Annotated in this window: 17 protein-coding genes; 5 read left to right on the plus strand and 12 right to left on the minus strand. The window is 70.6% G+C overall.

Features of this window, described 5'->3' with window-relative positions; all coding sequences use genetic code 11:
- Window positions 1-90: 90 nt before the first annotated feature.
- The 4 genes from B0B15_RS14735 to B0B15_RS14750 form a co-directional block, all read right to left on the minus strand.
- Window positions 91-1,464, minus strand: a complete 1,374-nt coding sequence (locus B0B15_RS14735; protein ID WP_076677340.1) for an FAD-dependent oxidoreductase — start codon at window positions 1,462-1,464, stop codon at window positions 91-93.
- Between the two features lie 42 nt (window positions 1,465-1,506).
- Entirely contained in the window at window positions 1,507-2,568 is a 1,062-nt protein-coding gene (locus B0B15_RS14740) for a polyprenyl synthetase family protein (RefSeq protein WP_076677342.1), read from the minus strand.
- A gap of 62 nt (window positions 2,569-2,630) precedes the next feature.
- Window positions 2,631-3,350: a demethylmenaquinone methyltransferase gene (locus B0B15_RS14745; protein ID WP_076677344.1), complete on the minus strand. Its 720-nt coding sequence runs from the start codon at window positions 3,348-3,350 to the stop codon at window positions 2,631-2,633.
- A gap of 9 nt (window positions 3,351-3,359) precedes the next feature.
- On the minus strand, window positions 3,360-3,923 hold the full coding sequence (locus B0B15_RS14750; protein WP_076677346.1) for a DUF402 domain-containing protein: 564 nt from the start codon (window positions 3,921-3,923) through the stop codon (window positions 3,360-3,362).
- A 135-nt stretch (window positions 3,924-4,058) separates the two neighbouring features.
- Between B0B15_RS14750 and B0B15_RS14755 the strand changes: the two genes are divergently transcribed.
- Window positions 4,059-5,273 carry an isochorismate synthase gene (locus tag B0B15_RS14755; protein ID WP_076677733.1) on the plus strand — a complete coding sequence of 405 codons (1,215 nt, stop codon included), beginning with the start codon at window positions 4,059-4,061 and terminating at the stop codon, window positions 5,271-5,273.
- 50 nt (window positions 5,274-5,323) lie between these two features.
- Here the strand turns inward: B0B15_RS14755 and B0B15_RS14760 are convergent, their stop codons facing one another.
- From B0B15_RS14760 to B0B15_RS14775, 4 genes are all read right to left on the minus strand, one after another.
- On the minus strand, window positions 5,324-6,181 hold the full coding sequence (locus B0B15_RS14760) for a PPK2 family polyphosphate kinase (protein ID WP_076677348.1): 858 nt from the start codon (window positions 6,179-6,181) through the stop codon (window positions 5,324-5,326).
- 88 nt (window positions 6,182-6,269) lie between these two features.
- Entirely contained in the window at window positions 6,270-9,047 is a 2,778-nt protein-coding gene (locus B0B15_RS14765) for an RCC1 domain-containing protein (protein WP_076677350.1), read from the minus strand.
- A gap of 532 nt (window positions 9,048-9,579) precedes the next feature.
- Window positions 9,580-11,358, minus strand: coding sequence for a 2-succinyl-5-enolpyruvyl-6-hydroxy-3-cyclohexene-1-carboxylic-acid synthase (gene menD / locus B0B15_RS14770; protein WP_076677352.1), 1,779 nt, complete (start codon window positions 11,356-11,358; stop codon window positions 9,580-9,582).
- A gap of 6 nt (window positions 11,359-11,364) precedes the next feature.
- A complete protein-coding gene (locus tag B0B15_RS14775) occupies window positions 11,365-11,826 on the minus strand; it encodes a PLD nuclease N-terminal domain-containing protein (RefSeq protein WP_076677354.1) in 462 nt (153 codons plus the stop codon).
- A gap of 110 nt (window positions 11,827-11,936) precedes the next feature.
- Between B0B15_RS14775 and B0B15_RS14780 the strand changes: the two genes are divergently transcribed.
- Window positions 11,937-12,260, plus strand: coding sequence for a DUF4229 domain-containing protein (locus B0B15_RS14780; protein ID WP_076677356.1), 324 nt, complete (start codon window positions 11,937-11,939; stop codon window positions 12,258-12,260).
- Between the two features lie 338 nt (window positions 12,261-12,598).
- Window positions 12,599-14,020, plus strand: a complete 1,422-nt coding sequence (locus tag B0B15_RS14785; RefSeq protein ID WP_076677358.1) for an RCC1 domain-containing protein — start codon at window positions 12,599-12,601, stop codon at window positions 14,018-14,020.
- Between the two features lie 113 nt (window positions 14,021-14,133).
- On the opposite strand, the gene B0B15_RS14790 is transcribed toward B0B15_RS14785, so the two are convergent.
- The 3 genes from B0B15_RS14790 to B0B15_RS14800 are packed head-to-tail and all read right to left on the minus strand — an operon-like array spanning window position 14,134 to window position 17,187.
- Entirely contained in the window at window positions 14,134-15,105 is a 972-nt protein-coding gene (locus B0B15_RS14790; RefSeq protein WP_076677360.1) for a 1,4-dihydroxy-2-naphthoate polyprenyltransferase, read from the minus strand.
- Between the two features lie 11 nt (window positions 15,106-15,116).
- The gene (locus B0B15_RS14795; protein WP_076677362.1) at window positions 15,117-16,268 is read right to left on the minus strand and encodes an AMP-binding protein; all 1,152 of its coding nucleotides are present in this window, start codon (window positions 16,266-16,268) and stop codon (window positions 15,117-15,119) included.
- Window positions 16,269-16,284: 16 nt separating this feature from the next.
- Window positions 16,285-17,187: a 1,4-dihydroxy-2-naphthoyl-CoA synthase gene (locus tag B0B15_RS14800; protein WP_076677364.1), complete on the minus strand. Its 903-nt coding sequence runs from the start codon at window positions 17,185-17,187 to the stop codon at window positions 16,285-16,287.
- A 105-nt stretch (window positions 17,188-17,292) separates the two neighbouring features.
- On the opposite strand from B0B15_RS14800, the gene B0B15_RS16320 reads away from it, so the two are divergent.
- Window positions 17,293-17,472, plus strand: coding sequence for a hypothetical protein (locus tag B0B15_RS16320; protein ID WP_091366504.1), 180 nt, complete (start codon window positions 17,293-17,295; stop codon window positions 17,470-17,472).
- 78 nt (window positions 17,473-17,550) lie between these two features.
- On the opposite strand, the gene B0B15_RS14805 is transcribed toward B0B15_RS16320, so the two are convergent.
- Window positions 17,551-18,348 (minus strand): LLM class F420-dependent oxidoreductase, encoded by a 798-nt coding sequence (locus B0B15_RS14805; protein ID WP_076677366.1) that lies wholly within the window; start codon window positions 18,346-18,348, stop codon window positions 17,551-17,553.
- A 94-nt stretch (window positions 18,349-18,442) separates the two neighbouring features.
- Between B0B15_RS14805 and B0B15_RS14810 the strand changes: the two genes are divergently transcribed.
- Entirely contained in the window at window positions 18,443-18,625 is a 183-nt protein-coding gene (locus B0B15_RS14810; RefSeq protein ID WP_076677368.1) for a hypothetical protein, read from the plus strand.
- The last annotated feature ends 12 nt before the right edge of the window (window positions 18,626-18,637 follow it).

Consider the following 18,637-nt stretch of genomic DNA (forward strand, 5'->3'; position numbering starts at 1 on the left):
GGTCGCGAGGCTTGCCCCCGCCGCGGACGGGGTGGTACTCGCGCGAACGACGAACCGCCCCGTCCGGAGACGGGGCGGTTCAAGGACGGCTTACTCGCCTCGCGAGATCGCGATCATCTCGTCGCGCGGTACGACCTTGATGCGCGCGCGCTCGTGCGGGGCACCGAGGGCCATCTCGTGCTCGTCGAGGCGGTGCCAGCCCTCGAGGTCGGTCCAGCGCACGCCGCGCTCCGCGAGCAGGGCCGGGATGGCCTCCTCCTCGGGGTGCTCGGGGTTCCACCACTCGCCCTGGTCGTTGATGACGTGGCGCACGGTCTCCATGGCATCCGACTTCGTGTGTCCGATGAGGCCGACCGGGCCGCGCTTGATCCACCCGGTGGCGTACAGTCCCGGCATCCGCGAGTTCGACTCGGCCGAGAGCACCTGGCCCTCGTGGTTGGGGATGACGCCGTGACGCTCGTCGAAGGGGATGTCTTTCAGGGGCGAGCCGAAGTAGCCGACCGCACGGTACAGCGCCTGGATCGGCACCTCGCGGATCTCGCCGGTGCCGACGACGCCGCCCTCGGCGTCGGGCTTCGTCCGCTCGTAGCGGAGCGCCGCGACGCGGCCGTCGGCGTCCTTCACGACCTCGAGGGGCTTCGCCCAGAAGTGCAGGTGGAGGCGGCGCGACGCCTCCCCTCCGGCGTTGTTGACGCCCGGGCGGGTGCGCCACTGCTGCAGCACGCGGTCGATGACCTTGACCTGCTTGTTCGTCTCGATCGCGGCCTTCGAGGCCTCGTCGTAGTCGAAGTCCTCGTCGTAGACGACCATGTCGACGTCGCGCAGCTCGCCCAGTTCACGCAGCTCGAGCGGGGTGAACTTCACCTGCGCGGGGCCGCGGCGGCCGAAGACGTGCACGTCGGTGACGGGCGAGGCCTTGAGCCCCTGATAGACGTTGTCGGGCACCTCGGTGGGCAGCAGGTCGTCGGCGTGCTTCGCGAGCATGCGCGTGATGTCGAGGGCCACGTTGCCGTTGCCGATGACTGCGACCGACTCGGCCTCCAGCGGCCAGGTGCGCGGCACGTCGGGGTGCCCGTCGAACCAGCTGACGAAGTCGGCGGCGCCGTAGGAACCCTCCGCGTCGATGCCCGGGATGTCGAGGTCGGCGTCGCGGATCGCGCCGGTCGAGAAGATGACGGCGTTGTAGTGCTTTTTGAGGTCGTCGAGGGTGATGTCCTCGCCGAAGCGGACGTTGCCGAAGATACGGATGTCGCCGCGGTCGAGCACCTCGCGCAGCGCCGTGATGACGCCCTTGATGCGCGGGTGGTCGGGCGCCACGCCGTAGCGGACCAGGCCGTAGGGCGCGGGAAGCTGCTCGAACAGGTCGATGGAGACGTCGAACTGACGCTCGGCTTTCAGCAGGATGTCGGCGGCGTAGATGCCGGCGGGGCCGGCTCCGACGATGGCGAGGCGCAGCTTCGTCATGGGTTCCTCTCGATCGCGATCGGGGGGGGTGGTGGAAAAGATTCAGGCCGAGCGGTCGGCCACCGCGCGGGCGAAGCGCGTCAGCGCCTCGCGCACGGCGCCGTCGGGCAGCGGCGCGAGAGCGTCGATGGCCTCCTGCGACCAGCGGTGCGCGAGAGCCAGGGTCTCGTGCGTGGTCTCGTGATCACGCAGTTCGGCGAGGGCTCCGTCGAGGATCGACGGGTCGGCGCCGGCGGCGATGCGCTCCTGCCCCTCGTCGATGCGCGCGCGCAGGTCGGCGGAGGCGGCATCCGATCGGTGGCCGAGCAGCAGATACGGCATCGTCGGCACGCCTGCGCGCAGGTCGGTGCCGGGCACCTTGCCCGTCTCGGACGGGTCGGGCGAGAGGTCGATGACATCGTCGAGCAGTTGGAAGGCGACGCCCGCCTTCTCGCCGAAGACGACCATCGGCTGCTCGAACTCCTCGGGGGCACCCGAGTAGATGACGCCCGACTGGGCGGCGGCCGCGATGAGCGACCCCGTCTTGTCGGCGAGCACCCGCAGGTAGAAGTCGACGGGCTCGTCGCCCTCCGCCGGGCCCACGGTCTCGTGCATCTGCCCCAGCACAAGGCGCTCGAACGTGTCGGCCTGCAGCTGAATCGCGCGCTCCCCACGCCGCGCCATGAGCTGGCTTGCGCGGGCGAACAGCAGGTCGCCAGTGAGGATGGCGATGTTGTTGCCCCACACCGTCTGCGCGCTGGGCACGCCGCGGCGCTTGTCGGCGCCGTCCATGACGTCGTCGTGGTACAGCGAGCCGAGATGGGTCAGCTCGAGCGCGGTGGCGACCTCGACGACCTCTTTCGTCGTGCCCTGTCCGAGCTGCGCCGTGAGGATCGCGAGCATCGGGCGCACGCGCTTGCCGCCGGCCTCGTAGAGGTAGCGGGCGGTCACGTCGGCGAGCTTGTCGGCGCTGCGCACCTCGCCCTCGAGCTCGTCCTCGACGCGCGCGAGACCCGCCTCGACGGTGGAGAGGAGGGTGCGAGAACGCAGGCCGGCGAAGATGCGGTCGCTCAGGCCCAGCTTTCCCGACAGGCGGGTGCTGGCCGCAGACGGTCTCGGGGTCACGATTTCAGCCTATCCTGGCGTGGCCCGGGGCCGCCGCGGGTATCTCGACGGTTGACAGGGACCTAGGCGGTCGGGCGGATGCCACGGTGCAGCGCCACGATGCCGAACGACAGGTTGCGGTACGCCACGTCATCCCATCCCGAATCCCGCATCCAGCGGGCCAGCGTCGGCTGGTCGGGCCAGTCGCGGATCGACTCGTTGAGGTAGTCGTACGCCTCGGCGTTGCTGCTCACGGCCTTCGCCACGACCGGGAGGACCCGGTCGTTGTAGAAGCGGTACAGACCGTTGAAGGCACGGGACGGCGGGTGCGAGAACTCGCACACGACGATGCGTCCGCCGGGGCGGGTGACGCGGCGCAGCTCCCGCAGGGCCCGGCGGGGGTCGTTGACGTTGCGCAGACCGAACGACATCGTGACCGCGTCGAATTCGCCGTCGGCGAAGGGCAGGTCGGTCGCGTCGGCCTGCACGAACTCGAGGTTGGGCACGTCGCCGTGGCGACGGCGGCCCTCGGCGATCATCCCCTTCGAGAAGTCGGCGGCGACGACGTGGGCGCCGCTGGGCACGAAGGCCATCGACGAGGTGCCGGTACCGGCGGCGAGGTCGAGGATGCGCTCGCCCCGCTGCGGTGCCACCGCGCGCAGGGTCGCGGTTCGCCAGAGGCGATCGTTGCCCAGGCTCAGCACGGAGTTGGTGCGGTCGTAGGCGGCCGCGACCTGATCGAACATTCCGCTGACGCGCTGCGGGTCTTTGCCGAGGTCGGCGCGGTTGGGGTCGCTGCTCACCCGTCGATTCTAGGCGGGTGCCGAGCCGTCGTCGCCGGGGGTTGCCAGCGCCGCCAGGCGCGCCAACCAGGGGCCGGTGACGTCGTCGGAGAACGGCGCCTCGCGTTCGCGCACGCGACGCTCGAGGTCGGTGGCCGTGGCATCCAGGTGCTCCACGATGTCGAGCGGATAGCCGTAGCGCACGCGGTGCTCGTCCCACTCGTCGCGGTCGTCGATCCACGTGCCGCGCTCGTCGGTGCGGCGGACCACGTCGAGGTCCATGTCGATGCCGCGGGGCACGCCGTCGTCGTGCCAGCGCACGTCCCACGCGAGGTCGATGTAGACGGCGACCGGGTGGGGATCCGCGTTGTGCGTGAAGGCCCAGTCGCCGCTGGCCGGCACGAGCGTGACGTTCGGCTGACGGCACACGAATTCCGCGCCGGGGCGGGCGCTGCGCCAGCCCACCTGCTGGCCGAACCACTCGCCCCACTCGTCCGAGCCGAGGTAGACGCTGTCCTGCACCCAGTGCGGCGAGCCGTCCCACTTGCGCCATTCGAAGAGCAGGCGGGTGCCGGGAGCGGGACGGTTATCCATGTTCCGGAGTCTAAGTCGGCCACGGATGCCGGGCGCGTCTCGCTCGCCGAGGGCGGGTCTACGCTGAAAGACGTGCTCGAACCCGCGGATGACGTCGTGCCGCGCCTGCGCGTGGTGACACGAGAGCTGGCCCCCATGGACGACGTACTGGCGTACACGACGCCGTACGATCCGCTGTTCTGGAGCCGCCGCGGCGAGTCGCTCGCCGCCTTCGGCGACCTTCTGACGCTGCGGTACGCCGGCGAGCAGCCGGGGGACGCGACCATCTCCGAGCGGTGGCGGGCGATCGCGGCGGCCGCCGAGGTCGACGACCCCGTGCAGCTGCCGGGAACGGGCCTCGTCGCCTTCGGGTCGTTCGTCTTCGACCCCCGCTCCGAGCGGGAGAACGTGCTGCGCGTGCCCGGCATGATCGTCGGACGCCACAGCGGCCGCGCGTGGGTCACGCGATTGGCCTTCGACGACACCCCCGACGAGCCCGAACCCGAGCTGCCGCCGCGCTCCCCCTTCGGCCCGCACTGGTCGGCGACCCTGGGCCCCGGGCAGCAGACGGCCGAGAAGTACCAGGATGCCGTCCGCCGGGCCATCGAGGCCATCGGCGCTCGCGAGGTGGCCAAGGTGGTGCTCGCTCGCGACATCGTGGGCACGGTGCCCGCGGGATCCGACCTGCGCCGCCTGGTGCGGTCCCTGCTCGAGGGCTACCCCGACTGCTGGGTGTTCGCCGTCGACGGCCTCATCGGCGCGAGTCCGGAGACGCTCGTCACCGTGTCGAACGGCACCGTGACCGCGCGCGTGCTCGCCGGCACCGTCGCGCGCGGCGGGGACGCCGACGCCGACGTCGCGGCATCCATCGCCCTCACCGAGAGCACCAAGGATCAAGACGAGCACCGCTTCGCCGTGCAGAGCGTGCTGAAGGCCCTCGGGCCCCACACCTCGTCGCTCGCGGCCGAGTCGCAGCCCTTCACGCTCAAGCTTCCGAATGTGTGGCACCTCGCCACCGACGTCGAGGGCGTGCTGAGCGAAGACGCCTCGTCGCTCGACCTGCTGTCGGTGCTGCACCCGACCGCGGCCGTGGCGGGGACGCCGACGGCCGCGGCCATGGAGGTCATCCGTCGGCTCGAGCCGTTCGACCGCGGCCGGTACGCCGGAGCCGTCGGCTGGACCGGGGCGTCGGGCGACGGCGAGTGGGCGATCGCGCTGCGCTGCGCGCAGATCGACCGCGCGGCCCCGTCATCCCCGACCGCGCCGATCACCGCCTACGCGGGCGCGGGCATCGTGGCCGACAGCGTCCCGGAGTCGGAGCTGCTGGAGACGCGCGTGAAGTTCCGCCCCATCGTCGAGGCCCTCGCGTAGCGGCCGGCTCTCAGTCGGGTTCCGCGGGCCGGCATCCTGTCGGAGTCGGATCAGGATGCCGCGAGTCGGCGCTTCTCCTCCTCGACGTCGTAATCGGCCGCCGGCCACTGCGGGTCGATGTCCGTCAGGGCGTCGATGAGCAGCTGCTGCACGGCCAGACGCGCGTACCACTTGCGGTCGGCGGGGACGACGTGCCACGGCGCGACCGGCGTCGAGGTGCGCTCGATCGCGATCTGGTAGGCGTCCATGTAGTCGTCCCAGAGCTCGCGCTCGTCGACGTCGCCCGGGTTGTACTTCCAATGCTTATCGGGACGATCGAGCCGCTCCGCAAGACGCTCCCGCTGCTCGTCCTTCGAGATGTGCAGCATGACCTTGACCACCCGGATGCCCATCTCGGCGGCCTGCGCCTCGAACGCCACGATCGCCCCGTACCGGCGCTCGATCTCCTCGGCCGGCGCGAGGGAGCGCACGCGCCCGATCAGCACGTCCTCGTAGTGCGAGCGGTCGAAGACGCCGAGACGGCCGGCATCCGGCAGGCGCTTCTCGATGCGCCACAGGAAGTCGTGCGTGAGCTCCTCGCTCGTCGGCTTCTTGAACGACGCGAGTTCGACGCCCTGCGGGTCGACCGCACCGACGACGTGTCGCACGATGCCGCCCTTGCCCGCGGTGTCCATCGCCTGCAGCACCAACAGCACCGATCCGGTCGCCGTCCCCGCCACGCTCTGGGCGAAGAGCCGCTCCTGCAGACCCTCCAGCGGCTCACGACCGGCCTCGAGGTCGGCCTTGCCGTCGTCCTTGTCGCCGTCGTAGCCGGGTGTCGACCGCGTGTCGATGTCGGCGAGGCGGAACCCCGGGTCGACGCGCAGGGCGTCGGCGGCGGGCATGGACCAGCGGCTGCTCGTGCTCATCCCGACATGATGGAGTGGCATCCGGGATCGACGCCAGAGGTTGACGGGATCGTGACCGGTGCTCGAGCGGCGAGAGCGTTCGAGCTCCTCAGGATGCTGTCACGATGTACATCGTCGAGGAGGACGGAGAACTCAGTTGCGAGGTCACCGCGGTCCTCCCCGCCGGGAGAAGCACCTGCGTGGGCAGCGAACTCCACACTGTGCTTCCATCGCCCCTCGCCCCGTTCTCGTTCCCACCCCACGCCTGGACGCTGCCGTCGGAGAAGACAGCGAAAACCGTGTCCGAAATCGTGTGGATCCTGCTCACCCCCGATGTCAGCCCGGGAACCCCGACGGGTGTTCCGTTTCCACCGTTCCACAGGCTCCACTGCCGAACAGAGCCATCCTTCAGCAGGGCGTAGCCGTTGCTCACACCCCCGGAGGCCTGAACCACGTCGGACGTCAGGCCGGTGACGGGAGTCGGAAGACTCCTGTCGCTGCTGGTGCCGTCACCGACCTGACCGTAACCATTCCATCCCCAGGCCCAGAGCGAGCCGTCCGAGAGGACTGCGTAGACCGTCGTCAAGCCTGTTGAGAGGCCACGGGCGGGCGACGACAGCCCTTGGACCTTGACGGGCGTGGCGCTGGAGGTGGTGCTGCCGATACCGAGCTGCCCGTTCGCGTTGCCTCCCCACGCCATGATGTCGCCCGTGCTGAGAAGCGCGTAGTTCGCAGAGCCGCACGTGGCGATCGAGGTGACGTTCGAGGAGAGTCCCGCTACGGCGACCGGGATGGGGCTGTTCGTGGTGCTGCCATCACCCAGCTGCCCTTGATCGTTCAGTCCCCATCCGAACACGGCTCCATCCGAACGCCGTGCGAGGACGACGCCGTAATGAACGGCGATCTGAGCGATCCGGTCCACGCCCGGAACCATGGCCCAGGTAGAGCGTGCTGTCGTCGAACCATCTCCGAGCTGGCCGTATCCGTTAGCGCCCGTCGTCCACACCGTGCCATCCCGAAGAAGCGCGACGGTGAAGAACTCGTTGTTGGTGCCCGAGGGATCGTCGCCGGATGCCATGGCGACGATGGGAGACGGGAACACCAGGGGAACCTGCGTCGGGGTCGAGGTGAAGTGCTTGCCGAAGGCGACCGCATTGGCACCGAGCACCGTGAGAGCCAGCGGGGCGTTCTTCGCGTCCGATACCGCCGACACCACGACGGTCGACCCGGGTGTTGCCCAGGGGGCGCCGAGGTCGAAAGACGTCGGGGCCACCCCCGCTGCGTCGGTGGTAGCTGATGCAGGAGAGAACGACGAGTTCGCCGGACCCGCGAAAGACACCGTACGGCCGGCGGCCGCCGCACCGCTGGCGTCGCTCACCGTGGCGGTAAGAGTGCTCGCCCCGGCCGCGGGAACCTGACCCGTCGCGCTGGAGAGAGTCAGAGGCTCATTCGATTGCGGCAGAACGACATACGCGGCGGAGCCCGAGGGGGAGTTCATTTGAGAAGGGAGGGCAGCCTTTCCCGCGGGAAGGAGAACCTGCGTGGCCTGCGGATCCCACCCGGTCGTCCCGTCTCCTCGTTCACCGCTTCGGTTCTCACCCCACGCTTTGACACTCCCGTCGTGGAAGACGGCGTAGAGGTCGTTGGCGGTCGCATGGATGCTGCTCACCCCCGACGCGAGACCCGCCACCTGGGTGGGCCTGCCGCTCCCCCCGCTCCACGTGGTCCAATGCTTCACCGTTCCGTCCGTGAGGAGCGCGTACCCGTCGCTGACCCCACCTGCGGCCTGAACGACGTTGGCCGCCAAGCCGACGACACGAGTCGGGAGACTTCGGTCGGTGCTGGTTCCGTCGCCGACCTGGCCGTATTGGTTCTCTCCCCACGCCCAGAGGGTGCCGTCTGTCAGGATGGCGTACGGGGTCCGCCATCCGACGGAGAAGCGTCGGACCGGCGCGGAGAGACCGAGCACGCGAACCGGAGTCGATGGGGTGCTCGAGATCGTTCCGATGCCGAGCTCGCCCTTGACGTTGCTCCCCCACGCCATCACATCGCCATCGCTCAGCACGGCGAAGCCGCTACCGACGCTCGCTGCGATCGAAACGACCGTCGACGGCACGCCGCCCACGATGCGGGGCAAGGGCTGATCGGCGGTTGTTCCGTCTCCGAGTTGGCCTCGGTGATTGAGGCCCCAGGCGACGACCGTGCCGTCACCGCGGAGCGCGAGGACGAACCCATAGCCGACGGCGATCTGCGTCACCTGGGCGAGTCCGGGGACCATCGCCCAGGTCGAGCGGCTGGTCGGCGATCCGTCGCCTAGCTCGCCGTAGACGTTCGTGCCCGTCGTCCACACCGTGCCATCCGCGAGGAGTGCCACGGAGAACGCCACCGCGGGCGTCCTACCCGGGGCTTCGTCGCCGGCTGCCATGGCGACGATGGGTGACGGGAAGACCAAGGGAGCCTGGGCCGGGGTCGATGTGTAATTCATCCCGAAGGCGACCGCGTTGGCACCGAGCACAGTGAGAGCGAGCGAGGCATTCTGCGTATCCGACAACGCCGACACGGTCACGGACGACCCGGGTGTCGCCCAGGTGTTGCGGAGGTCGAAAGCGGTCTGGGCCGTTCCCGCTCCGTCGGTGGTGGCCGACGCGGGAGAGAACGACGAGTTCGCAGGCCCCGCGAAAGATACCGCCCGACCGGCCGCTGGCGCACCACTGGTGTCCCTCACCGTGGCGGTCAGAGTGCTCGCGCCGGCCGCAGGAACCCGACCCGTCGCACTGGACAGCGTCAGGGGCTCATTCGACGTCGCGAAGGCGGGGGTGGCGACAGTGAGCGAAACGGCCGGCACCGCCCACGCCGCTCCCACGAGCATGGTGCGTCGATCGATCACCCGGTATGGAGTTCCGGAGGCGTCCAAAATTTTCCCTTTCGCTGACGGCTTGGAGCGTGAGAAGCGCTCGACGGTCGTTCTCGCGAGGCACTCCGGGTCGCAGTCAAGTGCGGATCGGCCCGGCCGACTCCAAGCGGAAAGGAACCTCGTGTGCGGGTGATCTTCCCGCGGGCAGTACCGAAGGGGCACATCTATAGGTTTTGGTAGGCGCCGTGGGGGAAACAGAACAACCGGAGGACGGCACCCCGCTCGGGGCTGCACAACCCGGAGAATCAAGCATTCACCCTTCGCGTCGCCCGTTCCCGTGGGTCATCGCATCTCGAGGACGGCGCTCCACGGGGGAATCGGGCTGGGGTGTCGCGCGGCCTTGGCGCCTCCGCTCGGCGCGGTCGCCGCACACGTTTCCGTGGAAGCGGCGGCCACCGGGCCATCCCCTGCGCTCAGCCCTGTTCGTCGTCCGCTCGCGCCGAGCTAGTGACGGCTCGCGGCGCCCTCGGGTTCCCACAAACGCGGGTGTACCGCGACCGGTCGCTCACCGCGGGAGGGGCACCTCGATCAACTGCCGACCGCCCGTCGACGCCGTGAGAACCTGGTCGAGCGCGACGCGGGTGGTGCAGCGGTGGTACTCCCAGCCGAAGGCGAGAGCGAGCTGCTCGAGCCGCGCCGCCTGCGGGGTGTATTGCACACGGGTCATGGCGTCATCGCCGGCGACGGATGCCACCTCGAGGCCGTCGAAGATCGTGCCACCGCCGTCGTTGCCGACGACGACCTGCAGGCGCGGTTCCGGCTCCCCGGGTGGGAGGAGCAGCGCGCCCATGTCGTGCAGGAAGGCGAGGTCGCCCAGCAGCAACCGCGTGACGCCCGGACGTTCGTCGACCTGGCTGGCCAGCGCGACGCCCGTGGCGGTCGCGATCGTGCCGTCGATGCCGGCGAGTCCGCGGTTGGAGTGCACGCGCACCTTTTTGCCGCCGAGCAGTTCATCGGCCACCCGGACGATGCGCGACGATCCGAACACCAGGCGGTCGTGCGGCCAGGTCGCCCGCCACAGCGCGTCGACGAGGGCGGCGCGGTCGACGGGGGCGCGCATCACGCCGACCTCGGCGTTGATCGCGCCGAGCCGTTCGTGCGGAACAGCGGATGCCAATCCGTCCGCGTCGGGGGCGGGCGGCGACAGGTCGACCGCGGCATCGCGGGACGCGCGCATCCACTCGCCGAGCCAAGCCCGGTCGGCGGCGCCCGTCGACCGCACGGCGTCGACGGCGACCGTCGCACCGTTCAGATTCACCGGCTCGCCCGGCCCGCGCACCGCGAGCACCTCGACGTCGTCGCGCATGAGCAGTCGGGTGACCTCGCGGCTGAGGGTGGGGCGGCCGAAGACGACGACCCGCTCGATGCGACCGCCGAGGGCGGGGTCGTTCAGCAGGGCCCGGTAACCGTGGACCACCTGCCGCCCGAAGCGTGCGCCGCTGACGATCTCGGCCACCAGCGGGAATCCGCCGTCGTGGGCGAACTGCTCCGCGGCGGGGCCGGCGTCGGCTCCGGCCACGACGATCGTGCGCGGACCACAGGTCACGACGTGCGCCGCTTCGGTGTCAGGGGCGACGTCGGCGACGCCGATGCCCCCGCCGCCCTGGTACAGCGCTCCCGACACGTCGGCGTCGTCGGCCGCGGTTGCTTCGACGGCCCGGGATGCCGCCCGGGCGGCGAGCCAAGACGGTGCGGCGCCCGCGAGGGGCTCGCGGAAGGGGACGTTCAGATGCACGGGACCGGCCGCCCGGGCGCCCTCGCCGAGGGAGGCCGCCAGAGCTTCGGCTGCGACGAGGTCGAGGGCCGCGGACTGCTCCCCCGCGCCGGTGTCATCGACGGCCTCGGGAACCGCGAGATCGGCTTCGTACCGGGTCGCCGAGCGGAACAGGCCCGGCTGCCGCGTCGTCTGGTTCGCACCGACCCCGCGCAGCTCCGGCGGACGATCCGCCGTCAGCAGCAGCAGCGGCACTCCGGCGTGGTGCGCTTCGAGGGCCGCGGGCACGAGATTGGCCACGGCCGTGCCCGAGGTGCAGACGACGACCGCCGGCATCCCGGTCTCCCGCGCGATGCCGAGGGCGGTGAAGCCGGCCACGCGTTCGTCGATGCGCACGTGCAACTCGACGAGACCCGCGCGCTCGAGCTCGGCGGCGACGAGGGCGAGGGCCTGCGAGCGCGAGCCCGGGCTGACCACGATGTGGCGCACCCCGCGGGACACGAGGCCCGCGAGCAGGGCGGCGGCAGCGTCGGTGGCGGGCGCAGCGGCCCGCGCGTTGGGCGAGGTCACGGCGGCTCAGCCGACGGCGCCGCGCTGACCGCGCGTGTCGTCGTCGCCCGTGCCGGGTGCGCCCGTGCCGGGTGCGCCCTTGCCGGGTGCGGCGTCGCCCGGGGTGGCCCCGGGATCCGCGGTCTTCTTCGGCGGGCGCGGATCGTCGGCGTCGGAGTCGAGGCGAGCAAGCTCTTCCTCGAGACGACGGATGCGCTCGTCCTGCTCGGCGCGCGCCGAGGCGGTCATGCGCCCGAGGAACTCGGGGTCGTCGTCGGGGGCACGACGCACGACGGTCTGGCTCGCACGGCCGCGACCGATCGCGAACCACAGGATGCCGCCGAGCACCGGCAGAAGGATGACGATGGCCATCCAGGCCGGTTTGCTCACCCCGCGATGCCGGGACGGGGGTTGCACAGCGCAGTCGACGATCGTGTAGACCCAGAACAGGACCGCCACGAGCGCCAGGATGAGAAGCAGCCGTGCCATGGACCGATTCTACGTGCGTCGGCTGGACGAGGGCCCGGAGCCGCCGTCCTCATGCCCCACTGTCGAACGACCCGGGATCGGCCGGAGGGGCACCGCCGTAGAATGAAGCAATGCGTGCACGTTCGGCCCTCGTCTACACGGTGCTGCGATTGCTCGCCTTCCTCGTGCCCCTCGGCATCCTGCTGCTGTTCCCGGTGTTCCAGGAACTGCCGTGGCTCGCGGCGATCTTCGCGGCCCTCATCGGCTTCAGCCTGTCGCTGCTCTTCCTGCGCCGGCCCCTCGAGAACGTCACGGGCGGCCTCGCCGAACGCCGCGCACAGCGCGCCGACGCCGGCCGCCGTTCGGGCGCGGACTCCGACGCCGACGCCGAAGACGCGGTGGTGGATGCCACACGCGCAGACGTCGACCGCGACCAGCGCCCCTCCGCGGGCTGACCCGCCGCGCCGCCGGGCGCGGCATGAGCGTTGTCGTGGTGAGCCGGTCTCTTCCTCGGGTGAGACCCCAGGTGACACGTAAACATTCCTCGCGATGCGCGCGCTCCCATGTGCCTTCGCGCACCCCGCCCTCCGTCTTTCACCCATAAGGTGCGCCGGACCACCGGCCGGGCCTGTGTGTCATGCGGTGTTCCCCTCGGGTTGTGCGTCCTCTCGGCGAGAGCATGCATGTTCCCGGCCCTCGCATCAAGAACGGACCTCTCATGGACTCCTCCGCTGTGCCTCGTCCCTCCGATCCCGCCCCGCACACCCCCGGCGCCGTTCGGCGCCGTACCCTCATGACCACGGCCGCCTGGTCCGTACCGGCCGTGACGATGAGCGTCGCGACGCCCGCTTTCGCTGCCTCCGCCACCCGTGTACTGAGTCTCTCGTCTCAGAACGATCAGTTGCCGGCCGCCGGCGGTGCGCAGGTGAGCGCGACCCTCGTCGACGCCAACGGGTCGCCGATCGTCGGTCAAGCCGTGAGCTTCTCGGGCTCGTCGACGGCGACGTTCACCCCCGCCACGGCGACGACGAACGCGGGGGGCGTCGCCACCACGACGGTCGATCTGAACGACACGTGGGCCACCCCCGGCTCCGCGACGACCATCACGGCTTCCACGGTCGGTCTCACCCAGTCGAAGGCCTTCACCGTCCTCGGAGCGAACGTGCTCGCGTTCGGCCGGGGTTACTCCTCCACCCCCACCCAGGCGGAGCTCGTGTTCCCGTCCCCCGTGGCGCAGATCAGCGGCGGCTCGACGGACAGCGCGGTGTTCGCCGCCGCGCTGCTCGAGAACGGGACCGTGTGGACGAAGGGATCGAACAGCCAGGGGCAGCTCGGCGACGGCACCACGACCGATCGCGCGACGTGGGCGCAGGTCCCGGGACTGTCGGGCGTGACCCAGATCGTCGTCGGCGATCAGTCCGTCGCAGCGTTGCGAAGCGACGGAACGGTGATGAGATGGGGTTCCGATCCGTACGACACCACCAGCTCGCCGAAACAGCAGGCCGGCCTGTCCGGCGTCATCCGCATCGCCCGATCGAACACGGCGGGGTTCGCCGTCCTCGGTGACGGATCGGTGAAGGTGTGGGGGTCGAACCAGAATCACGTGGCCGGGACCGGGGAGCCGTCGTCCTCGTGGCCGGGGACGACACCCCGTCAGGTCGGCGGGCTCACCTCCGGGGTGGCGGACGTCGTCGGCGGGCTCTACTCGGGCTACGCCCGGATGACCGACGGCACCGTTCGCGCCTGGGGATGGAACGCCTTCGGTCAGCTCGGAGACGGGACGACGACGGAACGGGAGACCGACGTCCTGGTGAACAGCCTGACCGGCTCCGCCACGCAGGTCGTCACACAGGCGGTCAACCTCATCGTTCTGCGGTCGGATGGCTCCGTCCTCAGCTGCGGCTGGAACGACGCCGACGGCGAGATGGGCAACGGCACCACGTCGCCGTCGGCGAACCCGTCCCTCGTCGCCGTTTCCAGTCTGACGTCGGGCGTTTCGGCCATCACGGCGCTCAATTCCTCCGGATTCGCCCTCCTGTCGGACGGTTCCGTCCGCGGGTGGGGATGGAACGCCTACGGTCAGCTCGGCGACGGGACGACGACCTCGCAGCTCACCCCCAAGGCGATCAGCCTTCCGGCCGGGAGAACCGTCGCTCGGCTGGCGGAGAGCAGCCAGTCTTCCTACACGATGTTCCTGGTCACCACCACCTCGTGAACCCGTCGGGGCGGAGCCGCCCCGACGGGCGGTGCAGGGAAGCGGATCGCGGGCGTCGACCTCGGGATCCGTTTCCTCCGCTCACCGGCGTTCGACTCCGAGCCGGCGTGGCCTCAGCCCGCGAAGGCCCAGAACAGCAGCGCGCCGTACGCCACGGACGTGAAGCTCGTCACCTGCAGCGCCGTGATGAGCTCGCGGGGCGTCCGGTACGTCCACACGATGAGGATCGCGGCCAGGCCTCCGAGCAGCGCGATCAGGGTGAGCCATGCGATCGGGTAGACGAATGCCAGGAACACGGCGATGGCGAACGGCACGAGCACGAAGAGCGTGAACAGCACCTGGGTGGAGCGCCGACCGATCAGCACCGACAGCGTGCGCTTGCCCGCGAGGCGGTCCTGGTCGATGTCGCGCAGGTTGTTGGCCAGGAGCACGGCGCAGGCGAGCAGACCCGCGGCCACCGCGCCGAACCACGCCTCCTGCGGCAGCGCCTGCACCTGCAGCCACGTCGTGCCGAGCGTCGCTACCAGACCGAAGAACACGAAGACGAACACCTCGCCCATGGCGTTGTAGCCGTAGGGACGCTTCCCTCCGGTGTAGAACCACGCGGCGACGATGCAGACCGCGCCGACGGCGAGGAGCCACCACTGCCCCGTGCGAACGACCAGCGCGAGGCCGATCACCGCGGCGAGAGCGAAGAACGCGAGGGCGACGATGAGCACCGTGCGCGGCTTCGCCTTGCGCCCACCCGTGAGGCGCCCCGGGCCGACGCGCACGTCGTCGGTCCCGCGGATGCCGTCGGAGTAGTCGTTGGCGTAATTGACGCCGATCTGCAGGGCGAACGCCACCGCGAGGCAGGCGAGCGCCATCACCCCGTGGAGCTGCTCGTCGACGAGCGTCGCCGCTCCCGTTCCGATGAGCACGGGGGTGATCGCCAACGGCAGCGTGCGCAGGCGAGCGGCCGCGATCCAGTCGCTCGCGGTCGCCGGGGCGACGGCCTGCGGGGCGCCGGCTTTCGTCTTCTGCGGGTTGCCGCCGGGACGACGCTTCTGGGCGGGGTGCGAACGCTTGCGGGAGGGTGCTGCCACGGAGGGCAATCCTATGCCCGCGGGTCGTGCGCGAGCAGTGCGCGCAGAGCCGCACGGTCGGGCTTGCCGGACGACAGCGTCGGGACGTCGTCGACGGCGACCACCCGCGCCGGCCGAGCGGGAGACCCCACGGCGGCGCCGACTTCCGCGCGGACGCGCTCGAGCAGGGCGGGCTCGTCGGTCGAACGACGCCCGGGCACGACGACGGCTGACCCCTGCCCCCAGTCGGCATCCGGGATCGGCACGACCACGGCCGACTCCAGACCGGCGATGCCCCGCACGGCGGCTTCCACCCGATCGAGCGAGACATTCACCCCACCCGAGACGATGACGTTGTCGAGGCGCCCGGTCACGCGCAGCACACCGTCGACAAGCTCGCCGCCGTCTCCCGTGCGGTACCAGCGGGTTCCGTGGGCGTCGACCGGGAAGACGGATGCCGTCCGCTCGGGGTCGCCGAGATACCCCTCCGCGAGGGTGGGCCCGGACAGGCGCACCTCGCCGTCGACGATCGCCATCCCGACCCCGTCGAGCGGCACGCCGTCGTAGACGCAGCCCCCGCTCGTCTCGCTCGACCCGTACGTGCGGACGATGCGGGCGCCGAGCGTCTCCGCTCGCGCGGCCACCGACGGGGCGAGCGCCTGGCCGCCGATCAGGATCGCTTCGAACGAGCGCAGCGCCTCGGCCACGGTCGCATCGGCGTCCGCGGCATCCAACAGTCGCTGGAGCTGCGCAGGCACGAGTGACGTGTACGTCGGAACCCGGGAGCCGTTCTCGTGCGACGCCATCCCGCGCGCCGCCGCCGCGAACGGCTCGGGGCGGAAGGGCCCGGCGACGACCGCGGGCTCGCGATCGGCCAGCAGGGCGCGCACGAGCACCTGCACCCCCGCGACGTAGGTCGCCGGCACCGCGAGCAACCACGCCCCCTCCCCGATGCGCGCGGCCGTGGCGTAAGCGCTCGCGATGAGGGCGTTACGACTGATCACGACCGACTTCGGCACGCCGGTCGATCCCGACGTCGTCACGACGACGGCGGTTCCGGGCGGCACCTCGCCGGGCAAGTCTCCCCCGCCGAGGGCGACGGCCGGACCCGCCCCGACGACCGCCGCGCGCAGCGCGCGCAGCACGTCGCGCGGATCCGTGGATGCCGGCGGCTCCAGTCTCACGCGCGGGTCCCGGCGATCAGTAGTGCCACGGCACGTCGGACCAGTCGGGGGCGCGCTTCTCGAGGAACGAGTCGCGGCCCTCGACGGCCTCGTCGGTGCCGTACGCGAGACGCGTCGCCTCGCCCGCGAACAGCTGCTGACCCACAAGCCCGTCGTCGACCGCGTTGAACGCGTACTTGAGCATGCGAATCGCGGTGGGCGACTTCGTGAGGATCGTGCGGGCCATCGACAGCGCCTCGCGCTCGAGCTCGGCGTGCGGGACGACCCGGTTGACCGCCCCCATCTCGTAGGCGCGCTGGGCGGAGTACTCCTCGGCGAGGAAGAAGATCTCGCGCGCGAACTTCTGTCCGATCTGGCGCGCGAAGTAGGCCGACCCGTAACCGGCGTCGAACGAGCCCACATCGGCATCCGTCTGCTTGAAGCGGGCGTGCTCGGCACTCGCGATCGACAGGTCGCAGACGACGTTGAGCGAGTGGCCGCCGCCGGCCGCCCATCCGGGCACCACCGCGATGACGACCTTGGGCATGAAGCGGATGAGACGCTGCACCTCGAGGATGTGCAGACGGCCGGCACGACCCGGGTCGTGCACGACGTGCTCCTCGTGCGAGTACTTGTAGCCGTCGCGCCCGCGGATGCGCTGGTCACCGCCCGAGCAGAAGGCCCAGCCGCCGTCCTTGGCACTCGGGCCGTTGCCGGTGAGGAGCACCACACCGATGCGGTGATCCTGACGCGCGATGTCGAGGGCGCGGTACAACTCGTCGACGGTGTGCGGGCGGAAGGCGTTGCGCACCTCGGGGCGGTCGAACGCGATGCGCGCGACGCGACCGTCGTGCGTGACGTGGGAGGTGATGTCGGTGTAGTCCTCGGCGCCGGGCGCCGGGGTCCATTCCGCGGGGTCGAACAGCTCGGAGACGGTCACCCGTTCAGCCTACGCGCGGGGCCCCCGCAGCGGCCGGTGGACACCAGCCTGTGGACGGCCCCGGGGAAGCGCCGTAGCCTGGGCACCCCGACGATCGGAGTCATCATGACGAAGAAGGTGTCGATACCGGGCCGCATCCGGGAGTACTTCCTGGGCGCGCCCTCGCACGAGGCGTCCGAGGACGCGCGGCGTTCGATGAACCATCAGAGCGAGACGGCGTTTTACGCCGGCACAGCCGTGAAGAACTGGACGGGGACCTCCGGCGGCGCGCAGTTCACGCCGTGAACGCCGCAGCGGCGCACCGGGGATCCGGGGCGCCGCTGCGGCGTTCGAGGCGCCCCGTTCGAACCGGGACGCCCTCTCTCACGCGTTCTTCGCGTCGCGCCAGCGCAGCCAGCGCTCGACGAGCGAGTAATCCCACTCCGGGCCCGAGAAGCCGAGCGTGAACAGACGCGTGCCCGCGTCGAACAGCGCGTCGGCGACGTCCTCGTCGCGATCCTTCAACTCGTTCGACACGACGAGATCCGACAGGTCGCGCTGCTCGGTCTCGGCCCATTTTCCGATGACCTCGAACTTGTGCGGCAGCTCGTCAGGCGTGACGAAGCTGTGCCAGATGTGGGCGTGGCGGGCGACCATGCGCAACGTCTTCTGTTCGCCCTTGCCGCCGATCATGACGGGGATCTCGCGGGTGGGCGCGGGGTTGAGCTTGCCCCACCGGTCGGCGATGCGGTCGAGGTCGCTCGCGAGAGCGTTGAGGCGCGAGCCCGCGGTGCCGAATTCGTAGCCGTACTCGTCGTAGTCGCGCTGGAACCAGCCGGAGCCGGTGCCGAAGATGAAGCGGCCGGTGTCGCCGCCCTTCTTGCTGATGTGATCGACGGTGCGCGCCATGTCGGCCTGCAGATCGGCGTTGCGGTAGCTGTTGCAGTTCACCAGGGCGCCGAACTCGACGCGCTCGGTCTGCTCGGCCCAGGCGGCGAGCATCGTCCACGCCTCGAAGTGCTCGCCGTCGGCGTCGCCGTAGAGCGGGAAGAAGTGGTCCCAGTTGAAGAGGACGTCGACACCCATCTCCTCCAGGCGGAGGACGGCGTCGCGGATGTCGGAATACTGCACGTGCTGCGGCTGGATCTGGACGCCGAGCCGGACGGGGGTGTCGAAGAGCATGGCGTCAGCCTATGCCCGCGCCCGGACGGGGGGACGGGTGGACCGCAGGGCCGACGGCACGTAGCGTGGCGGGTTCCCGACGATCGGAGTCATCATGACGAAGAAGATATCGACGCTCGCGCGACTGCGCGACTACCTGTTCGGCCCACGCCGCACGCGCGCGGAGTTCGAGGGGGCGATGGAGTCCCTCGACCACCAGCGCGATCTGTCGTCGTCCTACAGTGACGAGCGGCAGAAGTTCCTGCCCGGCGGGCCGCCGGCCCCGAATCACCGCTGAGCGCGATGATGA

It is taken from the genome of Microbacterium sp. RU1D (assembly GCF_900156435.1).
Taxonomy (GTDB): domain Bacteria; phylum Actinomycetota; class Actinomycetes; order Actinomycetales; family Microbacteriaceae; genus Microbacterium.

Excerpts from the sequence above, each read along its gene's own strand:
- B0B15_RS16320 (WP_091366504.1), top strand. The coding sequence starts at position 17,293 with ATGACGAAGAAGGTGTCGATACCGGGCCGCATCCGGGAGTACTTCCTG.
- B0B15_RS14775 (WP_076677354.1), bottom strand. The coding sequence starts at position 11,826 with ATGGCACGGCTGCTTCTCATCCTGGCGCTCGTGGCGGTCCTGTTCTGG.
- B0B15_RS14755 (WP_076677733.1), top strand. The coding sequence starts at position 4,059 with ATGGACGACGTACTGGCGTACACGACGCCGTACGATCCGCTGTTCTGG.
- B0B15_RS14735 (WP_076677340.1), bottom strand. The coding sequence starts at position 1,464 with ATGACGAAGCTGCGCCTCGCCATCGTCGGAGCCGGCCCCGCCGGCATC.
- B0B15_RS14750 (WP_076677346.1), bottom strand. The coding sequence starts at position 3,923 with ATGGATAACCGTCCCGCTCCCGGCACCCGCCTGCTCTTCGAATGGCGC.
- B0B15_RS14780 (WP_076677356.1), top strand. The coding sequence starts at position 11,937 with ATGCGTGCACGTTCGGCCCTCGTCTACACGGTGCTGCGATTGCTCGCC.
- B0B15_RS14805 (WP_076677366.1), bottom strand. The coding sequence starts at position 18,348 with ATGCTCTTCGACACCCCCGTCCGGCTCGGCGTCCAGATCCAGCCGCAG.
- B0B15_RS14785 (WP_076677358.1), top strand. The coding sequence starts at position 12,599 with ATGACCACGGCCGCCTGGTCCGTACCGGCCGTGACGATGAGCGTCGCG.
- B0B15_RS14760 (WP_076677348.1), bottom strand. The coding sequence starts at position 6,181 with ATGAGCACGAGCAGCCGCTGGTCCATGCCCGCCGCCGACGCCCTGCGC.
- B0B15_RS14810 (WP_076677368.1), top strand. The coding sequence starts at position 18,443 with ATGACGAAGAAGATATCGACGCTCGCGCGACTGCGCGACTACCTGTTC.